The organism is Alicyclobacillus acidoterrestris, assembly GCF_022674245.1.
GTDB classification, from domain to species: Bacteria; Bacillota; Bacilli; order Alicyclobacillales; family Alicyclobacillaceae; genus Alicyclobacillus; species Alicyclobacillus acidoterrestris.
In genome coordinates this window covers 3,428,558-3,450,428 of sequence record NZ_CP080467.1, presented here as the reverse complement: position 1 = coordinate 3,450,428, position 21,871 = coordinate 3,428,558, and the positions used below count along the sequence as shown (strand labels likewise).

Sequence of the window (21,871 nt, the reverse complement as noted above, 5' to 3'; positions counted from 1 at the left end):
CTTTCTCTCCATTCATCGTATGAGCCTACGCATGAATCGCAATGATGCACCCTGTGACCCTGAGGAATGTCGAGTAGAGGATGAGGACATCACCACCTATGCAAGTTGGCGGTGATGTCGTTCATGGGTTACCACGGTTTATTTGTGGTCAGAAACTCGGCTAACTTTTTGCTCTGCTCCCGTCTTTCTTTCCGGTGAATCGCGCGTGCCGACGCAGTTTCGTGAAGCTTTTTCTCTTCATCTGTCTGCGGGATTACCTGGGGAACAGTTACCGGATTTTTGTCCTTGTCGAGCGCCACAAATGTCAGAAATGAAGTCGCAGCGATGCGACGCTCCCCAGTCATCAAATTTTCAGCGATCACTTTTACGAAGACTTCCATAGAGGACCGACCTGTCCAGGTCACATAAGACTCTAGGCACACGGAATCGGACATGCTGATAGGAGACAAGAAGTCGACTGAGTCCGTCGACGCAGTGACGACTGGACAGCGTGCGTGTCGCGTTGCCGACAAGGATGCGCAGTCGTCGATATAAGCCATCAAGCGTCCGCCAAAGAGTGTGTTGTGGACGTTGGTGTCAGGAGGGAGTACGTGACTGGTTTTTACCACACGTGATTCATTGCAGTATTTGGCTTCTGGGTTCACGTGAGGACACCTCTCTTTACGACGAAGTTCTATCCGAGAAACTGCTCTTTCAAGCTCATCTCGGGTATACTTCACCATTTTAGCAGGATTTAATCCTTACTATGAAATCCAGAAGGAATTTTCGATGTAGATATCCGCATTCGCGATTCATCGTCATGGGGGCACTTCGCCTGCTTGACAGGGATGGGGTGCCGTTGTATAAATAGACGAAATATTGCTGGTCACTTGTGCAATTCGCTCTTGTTTGAATATGTAAATAAAGATAACATAGGTTCATATTCGCGATCAGTGATTGTGCACCCTTCAGCAGAACAGATTGTTGATAGAAGATCAGTCGGAGAGAGGAGACACCCTGGTGGATTTAGAGATTGGCCTTCTTGGTTGCGGTACGGTTGGGGCCGGAGTCGTGTCATTGGTGCGCCGTCGCGCTGGAAAGGTGGCCGATATGACGGGTTCTCGTCCGGTGGTCAAAACCATCCTCGTGCGCAATTTGGACAAGAATCGGGGTGTGACCTTCGAGCACGAACGGCTCACGACCAGACCCGATGACATCCTGCGGGACGAGGATATTCAGATTGTGATTGAGACAATCGGCGGGATCGAGCCCGCGAAAACATACATTTTAGAGGCGCTTCGAAACGGCAAGCACGTGGTTACGGCAAATAAGGACTTAATCGCCGTACATGGCCCGGAAATCCTTCGCGTGGCCGAGGAAAATCACGTGAGTGTGCTGTTTGAAGCGGCGGTTGGCGGTGCGATTCCGCTCGTTGGGCCGCTCAAGGAGAACCTCACTGCCAATGAAGTTACAGATCTGAAAGGGATTATCAATGGCACGACTAACTTTATCTTGTCCGAGATGACGAGTCGGCACATTGATTTTGAGGAAGCGTTGGCGATGGCGCAGGAACTCGGGTACGCCGAATCTGATCCGTCGAGTGACGTGGATGGCTTGGATGCAGCGCGAAAACTCGTGATTCTATCTTCGATTGCCTTTCAGACCGAAGTACATCTGACGGACATCCGGATTGAGGGGATTCGCCACGTCCGCGCGAAAGATGTACGTTATGCGGATGAATTGGGATATGTCATCAAACTGCTAGCTGTCGGCCGAGATCACGGGGGAGAATTGACCCTCGCTGTTCGCCCGACGCTGATTCCGAAAGTGCACCCGCTTGCGCATGTGTCGGACGCGTACAATGCGTTGTACGTTCGTGGGGATGCTGCAGGAGACCTCATGTTCTTTGGTCGAGGAGCGGGAAGCATGCCGACGGCGAGCGCCGTGGTCGGCGACGTCATCTCTCTCGTGCGCAATTTGAAACTCGGATATGTGGCTAGTTCGCCGAACGGCACGCTGACAGCGAAACCGGTGGTGGACCGGGAAGATGATCGCTACAAGTATTATTTTCGGTTGGTGGTGCACGACCAGCCAGGTGTCTTCGCCAGCATTGCGCAATTGTTTGGCAGTGCGCACGCCAGCATGGAGACTGTGCTGCAGAAGCGCGTAGATGGAGGTTGTGCCGAAATCGTGATAGTAACGCATGAACTTTCAACGACTACAGCACGTCATCTTGTGGATGAACTCCAGCATCTCTCCCACCTCCAAGCAGTTGAGTGCGTCATGCCAGTAGAGCCAGTCACCGAATAGTCGGTGGCTGGTTTTTCAGTACGCCAAACATCCCATTCTACGTTAAGTTTCCTGACATTAAAGATCCGATTTTCCCTTTAACCACAAGGGAAATTGGTTTTCAAAAATTTTTTTGAATATTGTAATCCACTTGTTATAACGCCTTGGTAACCGCTTTCTTTCGATTTATAGGAAAGCGTTTTCGGGCAAACATCAGAACATACGCACATTGACACGTACATATACCCGTACTACAATGACCTGCAAGTCAAAGAAGACGCGTCATATCAATATTTTTTGGGTGGCTAGCCCGGTCTTCATGAGCGCCTCGACTGTATTTGTGGGAATATTTAAAAACTAGTGGATTCGGTCGCGTTGCGTGCAGCGCCGAATGAGGCAATGAGGGGAGTTCATACGATGTCATCGCAAATTTTTCTAAACGGCGAATTCGTCGAGCGCGACGATGCGAAACTTTCGGTCTTTGACCACGGACTACTTTATGGCGATGGGATTTTTGAGGGGATTCGAGTCTATGACGGCAACGTCTTTAAACTTGCGGAGCATATACGCCGACTTTATGATTCTGCAAAATCAATTTTGCTAGATATACCATATACGCAGGATGAGATGTGTGAACTGGTGTGTGAGACGGTTCGTCGAAATGCGTTGACGGGCGCCTATATTCGTCTGGTGGTGACGCGTGGCCCTGGAGATTTGGGGATTAGCCCGTATATCTGCAAAGGGGCACAGGTGTTCATCATCGCGGAGCAGTTGTCGATGTTCCCACAAAAGTTGTACGAGGAAGGAATCACAGCGGTGACGGCGGCGACGAGGCGGAACAGAACCGACGCGTTGAATCCGAAAATTAAATCGCTCAACTACCTCAATAACGTCCTAATTAAAATTGAAGCACAAGCTGCTGGAGCCAACGAGGCGATTGTTCTCAACACAGAGGGGTACGTCGTCGAGGGGTCTGGTGAAAACATCTTTATTGTTCGTGACAATGTGCTGTATACGCCACCAGCTTACCTCGGTGCGTTAGAGGGCATTACTCGGGCGACGATTATCGAATTGGCACATGAACTCGGCTATGTCGTCAAAGAGGAGCCGTTCACGCGACATGACGTCTATGTCGCCGATGAGGTGTTTTTGACAGGAACTGCAGCAGAACTGGTCCCCGTCGTCGAAGTTGACAAGCGTGTGGTGGCGGACGGGCATCCTGGACCGGTTACCAAGGCATTGCACCAAGCGTTTCAACAGTGTACGCGCCATGTTGGCATGAAAGTTTACAGCAAGGAAGAAGCCATCTCATAATGGCTTCCCGGCGGATTAAATTTTCGCGCAACTCGTGAAGTTTGAAGGTTTAGGAGAGGAAGTTTATGCGCAGCGACATGATCAAAAAAGGGGCAGACAGGGCACCTCACCGAAGTCTGCTGTATGCGACAGGGATAAAACCAACAGATCTGCCCAAACCGTTTATCGGCGTCTGTAATTCCTATGTGGACATCATCCCGGGGCATGTGCATTTGAAAGCCTTTGCGGAGGTTGTGAAAGAGGCGATTCGCGAGGCGGGTGGTATCCCGTTTGAATTTAATACCATCGGGGTGGACGATGGTATCGCGATGGGTCACGTAGGGATGCGATATTCGCTGGCCAGTCGCGAACTGATAGCGGACAGCGCAGAGACGATGATCAATGCCCATTGGTTCGACGGCGTGTTTTTTATTCCGAATTGTGACAAAATTACGCCGGGGATGTTGATGGCCGCAGCACGGACGAATGTCCCGTCTGTCTTCGTCTCCGGGGGACCAATGGAAGCCGGGCGTTCCAAGACTGGGCACAATCTGTCGCTGACGACGGTTTTTGAAGGCGTTGGCCGCTACCGATCCGGTCAAATGACAGAAGCCGAACTGGTCGAACTGGAGGAGACTGCCTGTCCAACGTGTGGGTCATGTTCTGGCATGTTCACGGCGAATTCGATGAATTGCATCATGGAAATGCTTGGTGTAGCACTCCCTGGAAACGGCACGATTTTGGCAACTTCCTCCGAACGGCACGACCTCATTCGAGAAGCAGCCCATCACCTAGTTCGCATGATTCGAGAAGACGTGCGCCCGCGTGACATCATCACGAAGGAAGCCATTGACGACGCATTTGCGCTCGATATGGCGATGGGCGGATCGACCAATACCGTACTTCATCTCATGGCCATTGCGCACGAAGCGGGCATCGCGTATGACCTTCGCGAGGTCAACGAGATTGCCAAGCGAGTCCCGTACCTCGCGAAAATCAGCCCTGCTTCCGAATACAGCATCCACGATGTCCACTTGGCAGGCGGTGTATCGGCCATCATCAAGGAATTGATAGATCATACGTCCGCAGTGCATCCAGAGCGTATCACAGTCAGTGGAAAGACCATCGGGGAGGCTGTGGCCGAGGCGTCCATCCTGAACGAGCAGGTCATTCACCGGGCAGAGAACCCATACAGCCGTGAAGGTGGTCTCTCCATTTTCTATGGAAATTTGGCACCAGATGGCGCTGTGCTGAAAGTGGGCGCGGTCGATCCCGACATCGAGCGATTCGAGGGCACAGCGATTGTGTTTGACTCGCAGGAGGACGCACAACAGGGGATTGACAGTGGACGCGTGCAGGCAGGCCATGTGGTCGTCATCCGCTACGAGGGTCCGAAAGGTGGACCTGGGATGCCGGAGATGCTGGCACCGACGTCCTCGATTGTGGGGCGCGGTTTGGGCCGCGATGTCGCACTGATTACCGACGGACGGTTTTCCGGGGCGACGCGTGGGATTTGTGTGGGGCACATTTCACCTGAAGCTGCTGAAGGAGGACTGATTGGGCTCATTGAGGATGGCGATAAAATCAGCATTGACTTGAAGGCGAGAACCATCCATCTCGACGTCGCCGAGGATGTTTTGGAAGTCCGTAGACAAGCGTACACGTCACCTGTCAAGGAAGTTCCGCGCGGGTATCTGCGGCGCTATCAGTACTTGGTTACGTCCGCGAATACGGGTGCGGTCATGAAAATTTGAGTGAACACTCTGGAGAGGGGGAAAGAGACATGCGTGTGATATCGGAAGAAAAGAATGCGTCATCTGAATGGCAGGCGCCGATGCTGACGGGATCGGAAATTTTAGTCGAAGCGCTGCGCAAGGAGCAAGTGGAAGTCATCTTCGGATATCCCGGAGGGGCCGTTCTGCCGCTTTATGACGCACTGTACGACTGTGGGATTCGACATGTTCTCGCGCGCCATGAGCAAGGCGCGATTCATGCGGCGGAAGGATACGCACGCGTGACCGGGAAGCCCGGCGTCGTCATTGCCACATCTGGACCGGGGGCGACGAATCTCGTCACCGGCTTGGCGGATGCCATGTTGGACTCCCTCCCAATTGTCGCCATCACAGGCCAAGTTGCGAGGTCCGTGATTGGCTCGGATGCGTTTCAGGAAACCTCTATCATCGGCATCAGCACACCGATTACCAAGCACAATTACCAGGTGCAGCACGCGAGTGAACTCCCGTCTGTGCTGAAAGAAGCCTTCCACATCGCCAATACAGGTCGAAAGGGACCGGTCCTCGTCGATATTCCGAAGGATGTGGCTGGGGAAAAGGCGTTATTTATCTACGAGGACGCCCCTCAACTCCCTGGGTACCAACCGACCGTCGTCCCGCACGCGATGCAGATTCGCAAAGTGCTGGGGTTGCTTGAGGCAGCCAAGCGGCCGGTCATCCTCGCGGGCGCGGGGGTGCTCCACGCTGGGGCGAGTGGCGAACTCAGGCAGTTTGCGGAGCGCTTTGGCATCCCTGTTGTGCACACGCTACTGGGGCTCGGGGGGTTCCCGGCTGAACATCCGCTGTTTCTCGGGATGGGCGGCATGCACGGAAGCAAGGCGGCAAACACAGCGCTCTATGAGACCGACTTGTTGCTCAACTTTGGGGCGCGATTCGATGATCGGTTGACGGGCAACCTCAAGCATTTCGCGCCGGCAGCCACAGTCGTCCACGTCGATATCGATCCGGCCGAAATCGGCAAAAACGTCCCGACGGACGTACCGGTCGTGGGCGACGCGAAAGAGGCGCTCGCGATGTTGCTTGCGGCACAAGCGGCGGCACCGGATATCGCATCGTGGCGGGAGCAACTCTTGGACATCAAGGCGCAAACGCCGTTTTGGTTTGTGCAGGAGGGTTCTCTCATCAAGCCGCAGCGGCTGATTTCTGAGATTGCGCGGTTGACGAAAGGTCAGTCTACCATCGTCACCGACGTTGGCCAGCACCAGATGTGGGCCGCTCAGTTTTATCCATTCGCCGAGCCGAATCACTGGGTGACTTCCGGTGGGCTTGGGACGATGGGATTTGGTCTTCCTGCCGCCATCGGCGCACAGATAGCTGAGCCCACTCGCCAGGTGGTCGCGATTGTCGGCGATGCCGGGTTTCAGATGACGCTGCAGGAACTTGCCGTGGTCGCCGAGTTGGCACTGCCGTTGAAAATTGTGGTGGTAAACAACGGTGCATTGGGTATGGTCCGGCAGTGGCAGGAGCTATTTTATCAGGAGCGTTACTCTAGCTCGCTGTTGCAATGGCAGCCGGATTTCATGAAGTTGGCCGCCGCGTACGACATTCCGGCGGTTCAGATTCGAGAGGATGACGAGCTGCCTGCGAAGTTGGAGGCCTTCCTCGCCGCGCCAGGACCGGGACTGCTCGAGTGCTTGGTGGCACCGATGGAGAACGTGTACCCGATGATAGCGCCAGGGGACGGACTGCATCAGATGGTGGGGGTGAAGCCATGAACCGCGTCATTAGCGTGATTGTCAACAACAAGGCAGGCGTGCTCAATCGGATTACGGCGTTGTTTTTGCGAAAAGGTTTCAATATTCAAAACTTGACCGTGGGCGTCACCGACACGCCGGGGTTATCGCGCATTACCATCGTCATGAACGACACGGACGCGTCAGCGCTCGAGCAGGTCATCAAGCAACTCTATAAGCAAATTGACGTGTTAAAAGTGACCGACTTGACGGATCAGCCGATGGTCGCGCGCGAACTGGCGCTCATTCGAGTGAACAGTCCCGTGGCCCAGCGGGCGGTGATTACGACTATCATCGAGCCGTTCCGGGCGAGCATTATCGATGTCGGTCGCGACTCGATTACGATTCAGGCCGTGGGCCGAACGGAGAAAATCGACGCGTTAATTGCGTTGCTCCGTCCATACGGAATCAAGGAGTTGGCGCGCACCGGGCTCACCGCGTTGGCGCGCGACGTCGCGACGGTCACAGAGGCCCGGCGCGTGTCCGAGAACAATGTGATTTCGATTTGACGGACATCCGTTAGGGCGTGTACCTGCGAACCAGAGGAAAGAAAAAAACTGAATTTTATTGAGGAGTGTGTACAGCTATGGCAAAAGTAATTTACGACGCAGACATTTCCACACAGGTTTTAGCAGATAAAACGATCGCTATCCTTGGTTACGGATCACAAGGTCACGCGCATGCGCAAAATTTGCGCGACAGCGGTTTTGATGTGGTGGTCGGGTTACGGCCGGGATCGAGCTGGTCACGTGCGGAGGACGACGGGTTTACCGTGCTGCCGGTTGGTGAAGCGGTGGAGCGGGCGGACGTCATTATGATTTTGCTGCCGGATGAACGGCAAGTCGGCGTTTACCGACAAGAAATCGAGCCGTACCTGAACAATACCAAGGCGTTGGCGTTTGCCCACGGCTTCAACATTCACTTTTCGCAAATTCAACCGCCTGCCGATGTCGACGTCTTCATGGTCGCACCGAAAGGCCCAGGACATCTCGTCCGTCGCGTGTATGAGGCAGGTGGCGGCGTGCCGTCTTTGATCGCTGTCCAGCAGGATGCTAGTGGCCAGGCAGAAGCGTTGGCACTCGCCTATGCGCGCGGAATCGGTGCAGGCCGCGCCGGCGTATTGAAGACGACGTTCCGCGAAGAAACCGAGTCCGACTTGTTTGGGGAGCAGGCTGTGTTGTGCGGCGGGTTGTCGGCGCTCGTCAAGGCCGGGTTTGAGACGTTAGTCGAGGCGGGCTATCAACCGGAGATTGCCTACTTCGAGTGTTTACACGAGATGAAGCTGATTGTCGATTTGATTTACGAGGGTGGTCTCGAGTACATGCGCTACTCGATTTCCGACACGGCGCAGTGGGGTGATTTCGTCACGGGTCCGCGCATTGTTACAGAGGAGACCAAGGCGGAGATGAAGCGCGTGCTGCAAGATATTCAGAACGGTGAATTTGCGAAAGGCTGGATTTTGGAAAATCAGGCGAATCGTCCGATGTTCAACGCGATCAACCGACGCGAACAACAGCATCCAATCGAAGTCGTCGGTCGCGAGTTGCGCTCGATGATGCCGTTTATTCAGAACAAGCGCCCAGGTCAAAATCAGCCGGAGGTGGTCGATAGTGCGAAAGCTGGACGTGTTTGATACAACCCTGCGTGACGGTGAACAGTCAGCTGGTGTCAATCTACACGGAAGCGAAAAGCTAGAAATCGCACTACAACTCGAGCGCTTTGGCGTCGATATCATGGAGGCGGGTTTTCCAGCGTCGTCGCCTGGCGACTTCAAATCCGTTCAAGAAATCGCCAATCGCGTGAAGGATTGCTCGGTCGCGGGCCTCGCCCGCGCGACGAAGGCGGATATTGATTCAGCTTGGGACGCGCTGCGCCATGCGGCGTTTCCACGGTTACACGTGTTTATCGCGACGTCGCCCATTCACATGGAACACAAATTGCGCAAGACGCCAGACCAAGTGGTGGAGACAGCCGTGGATTGTGTGCGTTATGCGGCTTCTCGGTTTCCCGTCGTCCAGTGGTCGGCTGAAGACGCTACGAGAAGTGACTGGGATTTTCTTGTTCGGATTATCACACAGGTGATTGACGCAGGTGCGAAGGTCATCAACCTCCCGGACACGGTGGGGTATACGACGCCCAGTGAATATGTGCAGATGTTTGAGTACATCCGCGCGCACGTTCCGAATTTAGGTGACGTCAAACTCTCCGCACATTGTCACGATGACCTAGGGCTTGCCGTCGCGAATAGTCTTGCGGCGATTCAGGCCGGTGTAGATCAAATCGAAGGCACCATCAACGGCATCGGCGAACGGGCTGGTAATGCGGCGCTTGAGGAAATTTTGGTTGCTTTGGCCATCCGCAAGGACACGTACGGACGCGAGACGCGGGCGCAGTTGGCGGAGACCGCGCTGACCAGTAAATTGGTCGCGAAATTGACTGGAATGGCGGTGCCAGCCAACAAGGCGGTCGTCGGGAATAACGCGTTTGCGCACGAATCCGGGATTCATCAGGATGGCGTGCTCAAAAACTCGCTGACCTACGAAATTATTCGCCCAGAGATGGTTGGTCTTCATTCCAACCGAATGGTGCTCGGGAAACACTCAGGTCGACACGCGTTCCGCGAGAAGTGTGAAGCTTTGAATCTCCAACTGAGCGATGCGCAGTTTGACCGACTGTTTACAGAGTTCAAGACCTTGACGGAGACGAAGAAGGAGATTACCGACGACGACATCTTAGCGCTGGTCGTCCAATCTTCCACGGAGGAACACAAGTACGACTTGGAGTTCTTGCATGTTTCGTACGGTTTGAATGAGACGACGGCGGCGGTCGGCGTACGGGGGCCCAATCAACAAGTCATCCGCGAGGCAGCGACTGGAAACGGCTCTGTGGAAGCCATCTATAACTGCCTCGAACGCGTCGTTGAAGACCCTATTCAGCTGGTTGATTACCGCATTCAGTCGACGACGGGTGGAGGCGACGCCCTCGCGGAAGTGTACGTCAAGGTGGCGTACCATGACCGCGTCGTCACGGGGCGCGGCGTTCACAGCGACGTGTTGTCTGCGTCGGCCAAGGCGTTTCTCGATGCGATTAACCGTGTGCTCGTCAAGGAGCGGATCGACGACGTGCAACTCACTGCAGCGTCTGTCGAGGCATAAGTTTTCGGCCGATAGCCGGGGCTCTTTGTGAGCCCCGAACCACTGCAAGAGGAGGACCTTATGACCAGACACATTACCATTTTACCTGGAGATGGCATTGGGCCAGAAGTGACAAAGGAGGCTCGGCGCCTGCTGGAGGAGGTGGCGCAGACACTCGGCGAGACATGGACATTGGAGGAAGCGCTGATTGGCGGCGCGGCGTATGATCAGACGGGTCATCCGCTACCACCCGAGACCATCGCGAAGTGCAAAGCGTCTGACGCAGTCTTGCTTGGGGCCGTCGGTGGTCCAAAGTGGGATCACCTGCCTGGCGACGTTCGCCCGGAAGCGGGATTGCTCGGCATTCGCAAGCAGTTAGGCGTATTTGCAAACCTGCGGCCGATTCGCACATGGCCCGGGTTGCTGCTTGCATCCCCGCTCAAGCCAGAGTTGCTCGACGGCGTCGACATGGTGATTGTTCGAGAACTGACTGGCGGATTGTACTTTGGTGAACCGAAGCAGCGACTGGACGGTGGGAATGCAGTGGTCGACACGCTGCATTACACGCGGCACGAAATTGAGCGCGTGGTGCGCCAGGCGTTTGAAATCGCTCAGAACAGGCGGAAGAAAGTGACTTCTGTCGACAAGGCGAACGTGCTCGAGTCGAGTCGGATGTGGCGCGAAATTGTGCAGGAGACTGCCGCAGCTTTCCCGGATGTGACCGTCGAGCCCATCTTGGTGGACAGTGCCGCGATGCAGTTAATTCAGCGACCCAATCAGTTTGACGTCGTCGTCACCGAGAATATGTTTGGGGACATTTTGAGCGATGAAGCGGCTGTGTTGACCGGATCTATCGGCATGCTCCCATCGGCCAGCCTGGGCAGTGGTGGACCGGGGCTTTATGAGCCGGTACACGGATCAGCCCCAGACATCGCAGGGCAAGGGATTGCGAATCCGCTAGCGGGCTTTTTATCTGTGGCGATGCTGCTGCGCCATTCGCTAGGGCTAGAAGCGGCGGCAACCGCAATCGAGGATGCTGTGCTCGCGACGATTGAGGCTGGACATCGTACACGGGATTTGGCTGGGCACGACTCAGAACCTGTCGGCACAGAAGAAATGAGCGCATTAGTTCGCCACGAGGTGCAGAGGAGGCTGAACGGATAAATGGGCAAAACGTTATTCGATAAAATATGGGATGCACATGTCGTGAAAACTTTGGAAGATGGCCAGAGTTTACTCTACATCGATTTACACCTTGTTCATGAGGTGACGTCGCCGCAGGCGTTCGCCGGGTTGCGCATGGCAGGGAGATCTGTGCGTCAGCCAAACGCGACGTTTGCGACGATGGATCACAATATTCCGACGGACAACCCGTTTGATGTACGCGATCAAATCGCCAAGAAACAAATTGACACTTTGATTGAAAATTGCCGCGAGTTTGGCGTTCAACTGGCTGACCTGGATAGCCCTCATCAAGGGATTGTCCACGTGATTGGACCCGAGCTGGGACTGACGGTACCTGGGAAGACAATCGTCTGTGGCGACAGCCACACGTCCACGCATGGGGCCTTTGGCGCGTTGGCGTTTGGCATTGGCACCAGTGAGGTCGAGCACGTGCTTGCCACGCAGTGTCTGTGGCAGACGCGCCCCAAGACGTTGCGGATTCAGTTGGAAGGGTCACTCGCTCCTGGGGTTACGTCGAAAGATGTGATTCTCGCCTTGATTGCGAAGTATGGTGTCAATTTTGGGACGGGCCACGTCATTGAATTCGCGGGTAGTTTAATTCCGACATTGACGATGGAACAACGGATGACCATTTGCAATATGTCGATTGAGGCAGGCGCGCGGGCTGGGCTGATGGCGCCGGATGACACCACCATCGCTTACGTCAAGGATCGGCCACACGCGCCGCGCGGCGAACAGTGGGAAGAAGCAGTGGCCCTCTGGCGAGAATTAAAGTCGGATGATGACGCCGTCTTTGACAGGGACATCGTGTTTGATGTCACGCAACTGTCGCCACAAGTGACGTGGGGAACCAACCCTGGGATGGGCGCAGATGTCAATGGTACAGTGCCTGATCCGGCCACCGCTCCAACGCCTGTCGAACAGCGGGCTCTCGCGGCAGCGCTCGAGTATATGGGATTGGAACCAGGAACGAAGATTACCGACATTCCGGTACAACACGTGTTCATCGGCTCTTGTACGAATGCGCGCATCGAGGATTTGCGGCTGGCCGCGTCGGTCGTTCGCGGTCGCAAGGTGGCAAGTGGAGTGCGGGCGTTGGTCGTGCCGGGATCGAAACAGGTCAAGCGGCAGGCGGAATCGGAAGGGTTGCACGAAATCTTTATGGCAGCAGGATTTGAATGGCGCGAACCGGGTTGCAGTATGTGTCTTGGCATGAATCCAGACATCATCCCAGCGGGTGAACGGTGCGCGTCCACATCGAATCGGAATTTCGAGGGACGGCAGGGCCGCGGTGCGCGCACGCACCTCGTGAGTCCAGCAATGGCGGCAGCGGCTGCGTTGGAAGGTCGTTTTGTCGATGTCCGCGAGTTTGCAGGAGTACAACAAGGAGGTGTCGCGCATGGAGCCGTTCGTTAAGCACGAAGGTCGCGTTGCTTTACTCAGCCGCGTCAACGTTGACACAGATCAGATTATTCCAAAGCAGTTTTTGAAACGGATTGAACGGGATGGCTTTGGTGAATTCTTATTCTTCGATTGGCGATACCTGTCGTCTGGTGAGCCGAATCCGGATTTCGAATTAAATGCCGAGCGGGCGCAGGGCGCATCCATTTTGTTGGCCGACGCGAATTTTGGTTGTGGGTCGTCTCGCGAACACGCGGTTTGGGCCTTGAGCGATTATGGATTCCGGGTCGTCATTGCGCCGTCGTTTGCCGATATTTTCTTCAATAACTGTTTTAAAAATGGCGTTTTGCCTGTGGTCATTCCACAAGATGTCCGAGACGAATTGGCAGCGAGTTACGCTGCACAGGCCTGGGACGCGATCACGGTGGATTTGGAAAATCAGGTATTGGTGACCGACCACGGAATATCAGTTCCATTTGACGTGGACCCGCACAAGAAACATATGTTGCTCAACGGTTTGGACGATATTGGCCTCACGCTGCAGTTTGATGAGGATATCTCCGCCTATGAAGCACGGCGACAAGTCTATCAGTTGACGTATTAAATTCGATTTTTCAATCATAACGCTTTCACGGTCAATCGTACGCCGCACACTCCGTAACTGGAGGCGCGGCGTACGATTTTTATGTGCTACACTTGAAGAATGGAGAGGTGGGGACGCAATGGAACGGGAAGCGACACAGCTAGAGCAAGAAGTCACAAAGATGATTACGTGGATTTTTGAATCCTACACGCGCGTCCCCGCAGTCAAACGCGCTGGATACGACCGGGATGTCCGACACCCTGAGTGGACCCGGTGGCTGCTTGACGCGGTTGGACGTCCGGACGAGTCTATGTACAATGTGGCGGTTACGGGTAGTAAGGGGAAGGGCACGCACGCGATTTTATTGGCGGCGGTGCTCGAACGTTTGGGGCTGCGTGTGGGGTTATTCACAAGTCCACATCTGGTAGATTTTTTAGAGCGAATTCGGATCAATGGTTTGACCGTGCCGAATGAAGATTTTGTTCGACTCGCCAGGTGTGTCAAGCTGGCAGCTAGAGACGCCCGATTGCCGTCAGACGAGTATTTTGGACCGGTTGGTTTGGTGGCAGTCATGGCGAGTCTTTGGTTTCGCGAGCAGAAAACCGATGTCAACGTGTTTGAATTGGGTAGAGGGGCTCTGCACGACGACGTCAATCAAGTCGTGCATCAAGGTGCCTTGTTGACGCCGATTTTTCCGGAACATCTGGACAAGCTCGGGCCAACGTGGTCAGATGTGGTTCGCGAGAAACTTGGCGTCATCACCGCGCAAACCAAGTGGGCGGTCAGTTATACGCAAGCGCCGGAGGTGGAAGGCCAGATTGCGGCCCATTTTGGCGACTGCAAAGTCACGTCGCGTCTATTGGGGCGAGATTTTTCGTATGAACTGGTGAACGGGACAGGAGGTGCGCAGACGGTCTACGCACACGCAGAGGGCGTGAAGCACCGCGCGGTGGTTGGTCCGGAACTCGCTTTGTACGCGGGCAATGTAGCGGTATCCTTAGTCGCGGCACACCACGTCCTCAAGTCGCTTAAGCGGTCTGGTGATGCGATTGAGGTCAATCTTTCGGGACTGCGGTTACCGGGGCGGATGCAGGTGATTTCAAAGGAGCCCACTTGCCTGGTCGACGGGGCGATTCACGCGGTCAATGCCCAGTTTGTCGTAAAGTGGCTCAAGGCAGTTCAACCGACAGGCAAAATTACTGCAGTCCTGTCGTTGCCCGACGACAAGGATGCGGTCGGTGTGATATCGACGCTTGCGCCGTACGTCCACGCGTTTGTCTTTACGACGAGTTCGAATCCGCATTTGCGGTACACGCGGGATTATACAGCGGTTGCCACAGAGCAAGGCGTCCAATCCTTTGTGGAACCGGATGTCGAGATTGCGGTCCACCGCGCGCGAGACGCGGCGCACAAAGAGGACACGTTGTTGTTTCTTGGGACGCAGTCCTACGTTGGAGACGTATTGCGTTTATTCGATGTTCCGACGCAGTCTCTGTGGGGAAATGGATTTGGTCAAGGGAGGGGACTTCACTGATCTGGCAACTCATCATGTTTGGTTTGGCCATGGGCGCAAATAATGGACTGGCATCTGTTGCGCTCGGCACATCGCAGCTCTCTCGCGTGCAACAATGGCGAACCGCACTGATCTTTGCTGTATTTGAGGCAGTCATGCCGGTCATTGGGATGGTGATAGGCGAGTCGATTGCTGGCAGCATTGGCGGCAAGGCGCGCTGGGTCGGCATCGCCGTACTCGTCATCATGGGGATTTACAGTGTTTTTAAGCGAGACGGTGACGAGGACGAAGCGGATAAAGCGGTAAAAGCGAAGGGCGCAAGCATTATTTTCTTGGCAGTGGCGCTGAGTTTGGACAATTTGACGGTTGGGTTTGGCGTAGGGATGTTTGACGCTCCGTTGGCGCTCGCAGCAGTCGTATTTGGCTTGGTGAGTCTGTTGATGACGCTCGCAGGACTGGAACTCGGGCGCTATCTCGGGAAGCGCGTGAACATCTCGGCGGACAAGCTGTCGGGTGTGGTGTTGTTGATTGTGGCCTGCGTGATGGCCTTTGTGTAAATCTGTGGGGCTTTGCAATGGAGCGAATCGTTGTGAAGCCCCCTCGCTTACGCCGGAGGCGTTCAGTTTTTCGATATTGGAACTTGTAGTATAATGGGAGAGGATATTTTCATGAAGGACGGCTGTGCATGACGAACATGCAGTTTATGCGTCCTTCATTAAGAGGTTATAGGGATGAGGAGGCTATTTTATGGCGACTGATACGACGTTTAAAGCCGGGTTGGAAGACGTTGTTGCCAACACGTCCGAAATTTGTTTTGTTGATGGTAAAGAGGGCCGCCTCATTTACCAAGGTTATGATATTCATGATCTCGTCGGTGGAGGCGCTTCCTTTGAAGAAGTAGTCTATCTGCTGTGGCATGGCAAACTACCGTCAAAAGCCGAACTCGAAACATTTACGAAGCAAATTGCGACACAGCGCGAACTTCCGGAAGCCGTCTTGAACTTCCTCCGTGGCGTTCCGAAAGACGCAAATGCGATGGAAGTCCTGCGAACGGCTGTCTCGTATCTCGGTTTGTACGACCCAGACAACGGAGACGAATCGATTGAGGCGAATATTCGAAAAGCTACCCGGCTGGTCGCACAAATCCCCACAATTGTCACCTCGTTCGAACGCATCCGCCAAGGACTTGAGCCCATTCAACCAGATCCTTCATTGAGTGCAGCTGCAAGCTTCTTCTATCAACTGCGTGGAGAAAAGCCATCCGAATTCGTGGAACGCGCCTTCAACACCGCGCTCATCTTACATGCGGACCACGAGTTGAACGCTTCCACATTTTCGGCTCGTGTGACAGCGGGTACATTGTCTGATATGTATTCTGCTATCACGTCAGCGGTGGGGACGTTGAAGGGACCTCTGCACGGCGGTGCAAATGAACAAGTCATGAAGATGCTCTTGGAGATTAACGAAGAGTCCAAGGCACAAGAATGGATTAAGACAGCGCTCGACAACAAGCGTAAAATCATGGGCTTCGGCCATCGCGTATACCGCACGGAAGACCCGCGTGCGACGCATTTGCGCAAGTTGAGCAAAGAGGCTGGTGAGCTCGCCGGTCAGACGAAATGGTTCAACATGTCGCAAACGATCGAAGCGTACGTGAAAGAGACGAAGGGTCTCAATGCCAACGTCGACTTCTATTCGGCTTCCATGTACTATGCGATGGGAATTCCTACGCACCTGTATACGCCGATTTTTGCCATCAGCCGGATTTCTGGTTGGTCGGCGCACGTGTTGGAGCAATATCGGAACAACCGCTTGATTCGCCCTCGCGCCGAATATGTTGGCAAGGTGAATCAAACTTACGTCCCTGTCGATCAACGGTAATCACTGCGATGTAAGCGTACAAACAACGCACCGGCGCCATGCGACGTTACAGTTGCTGGCGCCGGTTTTTCGTGTCTCAACGACGCCCTCATGTTCGTCCATGTGTGCGTGTTCCATGCATTGTTCCACGTACTAATATGTACTAGCGTAGGTCGCAGTGTCGGGGAGAGCCTAAGACACGGGAGGGGTGTCGAATGGCCAACAACAATAATCGTCTTCTGCTTCAACAGGCAACACGTGCTCTGCAGGATATGAAGTACGAGGTAGCGACCGAACTGGGAATTACGCCGCCGTCCGATGGCTATTGGGGATTTGTGAGTTCCTTTGAAAATGGGTCAATTGGCGGCAGCATTACACGGAAATTGGTCGCATTCGCCCAAGAGCACTTGGCCGAGCAGTCTTCGCAGTCATAGGCTTTTTGCCCCACGTATCGCGAACCGTCGGGAAGGTTGGCGGACTACGTGGGGCCTTTTTGTGTGCTGTGTCCCCATTTGCCGCTTCCTGCTGCATCTCTACGGATAACTCAAGTGGAGAGGAAGGGACCTTCATGCAGGATTGGATTTGGCCAATTTTGATTGCAGCTTCACAGGGTGTACTGGCTTATGGGCTCACGTTTGTGAACAAGCTTGTGCAATTGGTTGCGCATACGTTGGAAGCCCATATCGAACTGTTGATTCAGCGCGAAGAAGCTTCAACTGTCAAAGGTCCGCCGGGTGAAGCGGACGTCAATCCGGCACAGTCGCAGCCATCCGTGTGACAGCGGGCATAAAAATGGCGATCCCGCCCATCGGGATCGCCATTTTGCCGTCATTTAGTGAACGATGTTGGACTGCTGATCCGTGCGTGTGGAGATTTTGCTCAATGCATCCCCAGCTTCGTTGATATGGATATCCACGGTTGCAAGGTCACCAATTGCCAGAATACCGCAGAGTTCGCCCGATGCGTTGACAACGGGAAGGCGGCGAATCTGATGACGTGCCATCAGGTCGGCTGCCTCGTGCGCGTCTGTATCCGGCGTACAAGTGACAACTTTATTGGACATGCAGTCCTCGACGCGTACATCCGCCTTACCGCGGGCTACTGCCTTTAACACGATATCTCGGTCAGTGATGACACCAATGACTTTTTTGTTGTCGCAAACGGGCACCGAACCACAGTTATAGTTCTTCATGGCTTGTGCCGCTTTCTGGATGGAGTCCGTACCGCAGCAGCATTGAACGTTGGTGGTCATGATTTGTTCCACTTTCATTCGGCATACCCCTCCCATGAATGATGTTCGAGGGTAGTATGTCCGTCGAATGCAGTGAAATCACATGGCAGAAATTTGTCGGCGCCAAGTCAATACGTCATATGTACAAGTGCCGATTGCCCAGATGGCCGCAAGCGTGTGAAGTACGCCGTCGAGCGGTTCCATGGTCCCAAGCAGCGGCTGTCCTGACCAGATGTTTGTCAAATCCCAAACGACGCAAGAGACCCCTAGCAAGAGGAGGGCGAGTGCCGCTACTCGACGGCGGCGGCGCGCAGCGAGAATGGCCAGCGCACCCAGTGAGACGCTGATGATGGACTCGATTTGTGTGAATTGCAGGTATGATCCGAGATGGCCCATGGTCAGTCCAGCAACCCCTAAGAGTAGAAACATCCAGCCGATGATACGGCAAGTCGTTTTACTATTCATCTTCAGAACCCCTCGTTTTCGTGTCGGGAAAATTCGTTATGTTATATGTATGGTGGGCTAGTCCGACGTAGACCTGGCCGTCCCCCGTTTTGTATGAAGGTCGATTTCGTGGATATCCTGTGAAAAGTAGCGTCTAGTGCTTTTGAGGGGGTAGGTTTTGTGAATGACGTGCAACGGCTCACGACACAGATTCAACAAATGCAAAAATTGTTGCGTGAGATGCAGCAGACGCTTGAGCAATTCGAACGTCGCCCTTCCTATGGTAGCTCGTACATTTCTACAAGTTCTTCCTCCCGTCTTTTCGCGGCACTTGAAGAGCCATTACCACCGCCACGCCAGTCCGAGTATACCCCGTATGCGCGTGCGCCATATGGCAGTCGCTGACATCGTGACTCCCCTCCCTTGTGGTATGTTGTTGTTAAGTAGCGTATGACAAGCAAGGGGGATGAAGATGCAGGAACCCGCACGACGGCATCGACGCGTTGTGACGACGATTGTCGCCATCGTCCTTGTACTCGCAGTCGCGGCCGCAGTGGTTTTGACCTTGGTTCACCGTCGACACTCTGCACCTGCTTTGCAGGTCACCACGGTTCGCTTGCAAACGATGCGGCGTACCATTTTTTCTGCTGGAGAAGTGAAACCGACTGAGCGGCAGTTGGTTGACCCAACGCAGCTCACTTCACCAGTCTTACATATGGATGTCACCGTCGGTCAGCACGTAAAAAAGGGGCAGATTTTGTTCCAGACCGACGATTCCGCGCAACAACAAGCCATCTCGTCGGCGCAGTCGGCCCTGACTGCTGCGAACAGGGAATACAGCCAGGCGCAGGCTGGGTATAGCAGTGCGCCCGATCTTTTAAAACAGGTTTGGCTGCCAGAAGTAGAAGCCGCAGAAGCGGCTGTGACGCAGGCACAACAGCAGTTGGCGAGCGCCAAAGCGGCACTGGCCGAGACAGAGGTGCGCGCGAACTTTGATGGGATTGTCCTCGTGGCGTCACCGCAGGGCGTGGATGCGAGTGGGAACCAATCGCCGATTGTGGAGGTGGTTGGCCCGCAGAAACAAATCGTGATCGAGCTTTCTGAGGTGGATGCGACGCACGTGAAGAAGGGGATGTCGGTATCCATCACGAGTAATGCCTATCCGAATCAGACGTTCCACGGTACCGTGTCCATGGTGGCGCCTTTTGCGGCAACGAACCAAAATGGAACGGGCCAGGTGGAGGTCGATGTGCGTCCGACGGGGACGTTTACGGTGCCTTTGGGGTACCAGGTGAATTGTAAAATTGCCAGTGCGACGCACAAACAGGTTCCGACGGTGCCGTATGGTGCGCTTGTACAGCAGGGCAGCAACTATGCAGTTTATGTGGTGACTGGTGGCAAGGCGGTTCTTACGCCTGTGCAGCTTGGTATTACCAACGATACATCCGTTGAGGTGACGTCAGGGCTTCACGCGGGAGAGCGAATTTTGAATAATCCTCCAAGCGATTTGCAGAATGGTCAGGCGGTGAAGACGTCTTGATTGCGCTTCGTGGGATTACCAAACGGTACCGCGCAGGCGAAGAGACGATATCGGTTTTGCGCGGGATTGACCTGACGATTGAAGATGGCGAATTTGTCTCCATTATGGGCCCCTCGGGAAGTGGTAAATCGACGCTGATGCACATTTTAGGGTGTTTGGATTTGCCTACGGGTGGATCGTATGAATTAGACGGTGTGGAGGTCGCAAAGCGGAGCAAACGGGAGTTGGCTCAGCTGCGAAGCCAGTATATCGGTTTTGTCTTTCAGAACTTTCATTTGTTACCGCGAATGACGGCGTTGCGCAATGTCGAATTGCCAATGATGTACGCGGGTGTACCACGTGCAAAAAGGCGCCAGCGGGCCACTGAGCTCCTCTGTGAAGTCGGGCTTGGAGACAGAGTCCGCCATTTGCCTTCGGCATTATCCGGCGGCCAAAAGCAGCGCGTGGCCATTGCACGTGCGCTGGCCAATTCGCCACGTCTGTTGCTCGCCGACGAACCGACGGGCGCACTGGATCAGACGACAGGTTCAGAAATCATGACGCTGTTCTCGGATTTGCATCAGTCGGGCATGACCATTGTACTCATTACCCATGATCCATCCGTCGCCGCGTACGCCAAGCGGACCATCGTACTCGTCGATGGGGCCATTGTGCGCGAGGAGGTGCGAGAATGAACTTCGGCGAGATGTTTATGTCGGCCATGGCATCCCTTCTGGCGAACAAATTGCGTTCGTTTTTGACGATGCTTGGCATTTTGATTGGCGTGGCTTCAATTATCTCGATTGTCGCCGTCGGCAATGGTGGCAAGCGGGCGGTCGTCAATGCGCTGTCGAACGGTCAAACCCAAAATACGATTCAAATTTTGCCGAAGGAACTGGTCGTTCCAGGACTCCCACAACCTGGACAAGTATTGAGCGTCAGTCAAGCCGATCTCGACATCGCCCAACAATTTTCCGGCGTCCAACGGGTGGACTATACCATTACGGGACAAACCAACGTCACAGCGGGTACACATACCATTAACGCCAGTATCGACGCGGGACCGGACTATCTAAACGCCTTGGCTCAATTTCAGGTGATTAAGGGTCATATGTTTCAGGCATCCGATGTCGTTGCCGCACGGCCTGTGGTGCTCTTGTCCAATACGTTAGCGGGGAAGTTGTTTGGAAGTGGGAACCCGGTTGGTGGAATCGTCACCATCGGTGGAACCCCGTTTCAGGTCATCGGGGTCACGGCCTCACAACAAGTGAATCTATTTTCTCTGTTTCTCGGATCAGATTACGCATATATGCCTGCGACGACATGCCAGAACCTGTTTCCAACGTGGGGCATTACCGAGATGGACGTGCAAACTCGACCGGGCGTCAATCAGGATGAGCTCGCCAATCACATTGTGACTGCGCTCAATGTCAATGCCGGGGACGCGAATGCATTTGAGACGTCAACAGGCTTTTTGACGACGGTCGAAAGCACGATTAATCGGGTTACCTCCATCCTCACTTTGGTTATCGGAGCCATTGCGGGAATCGCCTTGCTGGTGGGCGGCGTCGGCGTGATGAATATCATGTTGGTCTCGGTGACGGAGAGGACGCAGGAAATAGGAATTCGCATGTCGCTGGGTGCCACTCGCACAGCCATTCTTTTGCAGTTTCTGATGGAGTCCGTCATGATTACGGCGATTGGCGGTCTGGTGGGAATTCTGTTGGGTACCGGAGTGGGTGTCGCCGTAAGCGCGGTCACACACGTGCCGACGTTTGTTCAGTGGCCAGTGGTCGTGTTTAGTTTTCTGTTTTCTGCAGTGATTGGGGTGGTCTGCGGGCTGTATCCAGCAAATAAAGCAGCGCGTCTAAACCCTATCGACGCGCTGCGTTATGAGTGAGGATGCTTTTGTGT

22 protein-coding genes are annotated in these 21,871 nt (G+C 54.3%); 19 read left to right on the top strand and 3 right to left on the bottom strand.

Annotation, left to right across the window (positions count from 1 at the left end; all coding sequences use genetic code 11):
- Nucleotides 1-128: 128 nt before the first annotated feature.
- Nucleotides 129-644 carry an acyl-CoA thioesterase gene (locus K1I37_RS17085; RefSeq protein WP_021296998.1) on the bottom strand — a complete coding sequence of 172 codons (516 nt, stop codon included), beginning with the start codon at nucleotides 642-644 and terminating at the stop codon, nucleotides 129-131.
- Nucleotides 645-999: 355 nt separating this feature from the next.
- Here K1I37_RS17085 and K1I37_RS17080 point away from each other — a divergent pair, with 355 nt between their 5' ends.
- The 15 genes from K1I37_RS17080 to K1I37_RS17010 all read left to right on the top strand — a co-directional run bounded on the left by K1I37_RS17080 (nucleotide 1,000) and on the right by K1I37_RS17010 (nucleotide 17,541).
- Nucleotides 1,000-2,289 (top strand): homoserine dehydrogenase, encoded by a 1,290-nt coding sequence (locus K1I37_RS17080; RefSeq protein ID WP_021296997.1) that lies wholly within the window; start codon nucleotides 1,000-1,002, stop codon nucleotides 2,287-2,289.
- Between the two features lie 396 nt (nucleotides 2,290-2,685).
- Nucleotides 2,686-3,582 (top strand): branched-chain-amino-acid transaminase, encoded by an 897-nt coding sequence (ilvE, locus tag K1I37_RS17075; protein ID WP_021296996.1) that lies wholly within the window; start codon nucleotides 2,686-2,688, stop codon nucleotides 3,580-3,582.
- A gap of 65 nt (nucleotides 3,583-3,647) precedes the next feature.
- Nucleotides 3,648-5,315 carry a dihydroxy-acid dehydratase gene (ilvD, locus tag K1I37_RS17070; RefSeq protein ID WP_021296995.1) on the top strand — a complete coding sequence of 556 codons (1,668 nt, stop codon included), beginning with the start codon at nucleotides 3,648-3,650 and terminating at the stop codon, nucleotides 5,313-5,315.
- A gap of 80 nt (nucleotides 5,316-5,395) precedes the next feature.
- Complete coding sequence (gene ilvB, locus K1I37_RS17065; protein ID WP_407653234.1) at nucleotides 5,396-7,069, top strand: biosynthetic-type acetolactate synthase large subunit; 1,674 nt, start codon at nucleotides 5,396-5,398, stop codon at nucleotides 7,067-7,069.
- Nucleotides 7,066-7,596 carry an acetolactate synthase small subunit gene (ilvN, locus tag K1I37_RS17060; RefSeq protein WP_021296993.1) on the top strand — a complete coding sequence of 177 codons (531 nt, stop codon included), beginning with the start codon at nucleotides 7,066-7,068 and terminating at the stop codon, nucleotides 7,594-7,596. Before ilvB ends, ilvN begins: the two co-directional genes overlap by 4 nt.
- 77 nt (nucleotides 7,597-7,673) lie before the next feature.
- Nucleotides 7,674-8,720: a ketol-acid reductoisomerase gene (gene ilvC / locus K1I37_RS17055; protein WP_021296992.1), complete on the top strand. Its 1,047-nt coding sequence runs from the start codon at nucleotides 7,674-7,676 to the stop codon at nucleotides 8,718-8,720.
- Entirely contained in the window at nucleotides 8,698-10,242 is a 1,545-nt protein-coding gene (locus K1I37_RS17050) for a 2-isopropylmalate synthase (RefSeq protein ID WP_021296991.1), read from the top strand. The genes ilvC and K1I37_RS17050 overlap by 23 nt, the downstream gene beginning before the upstream one ends.
- A 60-nt stretch (nucleotides 10,243-10,302) precedes the next feature.
- Nucleotides 10,303-11,385: a 3-isopropylmalate dehydrogenase gene (gene leuB / locus K1I37_RS17045; protein ID WP_021296990.1), complete on the top strand. Its 1,083-nt coding sequence runs from the start codon at nucleotides 10,303-10,305 to the stop codon at nucleotides 11,383-11,385.
- A complete protein-coding gene (gene leuC, locus K1I37_RS17040; protein WP_021296989.1) occupies nucleotides 11,386-12,822 on the top strand; it encodes a 3-isopropylmalate dehydratase large subunit in 1,437 nt (478 codons plus the stop codon).
- Entirely contained in the window at nucleotides 12,806-13,411 is a 606-nt protein-coding gene (gene leuD, locus K1I37_RS17035; RefSeq protein WP_021296988.1) for a 3-isopropylmalate dehydratase small subunit, read from the top strand. The genes leuC and leuD overlap by 17 nt, the downstream gene beginning before the upstream one ends.
- 118 nt (nucleotides 13,412-13,529) lie before the next feature.
- Nucleotides 13,530-14,924, top strand: coding sequence for a bifunctional folylpolyglutamate synthase/dihydrofolate synthase (locus tag K1I37_RS17030; RefSeq protein WP_021296987.1), 1,395 nt, complete (start codon nucleotides 13,530-13,532; stop codon nucleotides 14,922-14,924).
- Nucleotides 14,885-15,460 (top strand): manganese efflux pump MntP, encoded by a 576-nt coding sequence (locus K1I37_RS17025; protein ID WP_236613894.1) that lies wholly within the window; start codon nucleotides 14,885-14,887, stop codon nucleotides 15,458-15,460. The genes K1I37_RS17030 and K1I37_RS17025 overlap by 40 nt, the downstream gene beginning before the upstream one ends.
- A gap of 190 nt (nucleotides 15,461-15,650) precedes the next feature.
- A complete protein-coding gene (locus K1I37_RS17020; protein WP_021296985.1) occupies nucleotides 15,651-16,784 on the top strand; it encodes a citrate synthase in 1,134 nt (377 codons plus the stop codon).
- A gap of 194 nt (nucleotides 16,785-16,978) precedes the next feature.
- Nucleotides 16,979-17,197 (top strand): alpha/beta-type small acid-soluble spore protein, encoded by a 219-nt coding sequence (locus tag K1I37_RS17015; RefSeq protein WP_021296984.1) that lies wholly within the window; start codon nucleotides 16,979-16,981, stop codon nucleotides 17,195-17,197.
- Between the two features lie 134 nt (nucleotides 17,198-17,331).
- Entirely contained in the window at nucleotides 17,332-17,541 is a 210-nt protein-coding gene (locus K1I37_RS17010; RefSeq protein WP_021296983.1) for a hypothetical protein, read from the top strand.
- Nucleotides 17,542-17,595: 54 nt separating this feature from the next.
- Here the strand turns inward: K1I37_RS17010 and K1I37_RS17005 are convergent, their stop codons facing one another.
- Nucleotides 17,596-18,033, bottom strand: a complete 438-nt coding sequence (locus K1I37_RS17005) for a CBS domain-containing protein (protein ID WP_021296982.1) — start codon at nucleotides 18,031-18,033, stop codon at nucleotides 17,596-17,598.
- A 60-nt stretch (nucleotides 18,034-18,093) separates the two neighbouring features.
- Nucleotides 18,094-18,459 carry a hypothetical protein gene (locus tag K1I37_RS17000; RefSeq protein ID WP_021296981.1) on the bottom strand — a complete coding sequence of 122 codons (366 nt, stop codon included), beginning with the start codon at nucleotides 18,457-18,459 and terminating at the stop codon, nucleotides 18,094-18,096.
- A gap of 159 nt (nucleotides 18,460-18,618) precedes the next feature.
- Between K1I37_RS17000 and K1I37_RS16995 the strand changes: the two genes are divergently transcribed.
- The 4 genes from K1I37_RS16995 to K1I37_RS16980 all read left to right on the top strand — a co-directional run bounded on the left by K1I37_RS16995 (nucleotide 18,619) and on the right by K1I37_RS16980 (nucleotide 21,857).
- The gene (locus tag K1I37_RS16995) at nucleotides 18,619-18,843 is read left to right on the top strand and encodes a hypothetical protein (protein WP_021296980.1); all 225 of its coding nucleotides are present in this window, start codon (nucleotides 18,619-18,621) and stop codon (nucleotides 18,841-18,843) included.
- Nucleotides 18,844-18,910: 67 nt separating this feature from the next.
- Complete coding sequence (locus K1I37_RS16990; RefSeq protein WP_021296979.1) at nucleotides 18,911-19,978, top strand: efflux RND transporter periplasmic adaptor subunit; 1,068 nt, start codon at nucleotides 18,911-18,913, stop codon at nucleotides 19,976-19,978.
- A complete protein-coding gene (locus tag K1I37_RS16985) occupies nucleotides 19,975-20,652 on the top strand; it encodes an ABC transporter ATP-binding protein (protein ID WP_021296978.1) in 678 nt (225 codons plus the stop codon). Before K1I37_RS16990 ends, K1I37_RS16985 begins: the two co-directional genes overlap by 4 nt.
- On the top strand, nucleotides 20,649-21,857 hold the full coding sequence (locus K1I37_RS16980; protein WP_021296977.1) for an ABC transporter permease: 1,209 nt from the start codon (nucleotides 20,649-20,651) through the stop codon (nucleotides 21,855-21,857). The genes K1I37_RS16985 and K1I37_RS16980 overlap by 4 nt, the downstream gene beginning before the upstream one ends.
- The last annotated feature ends 14 nt before the right edge of the window (nucleotides 21,858-21,871 follow it).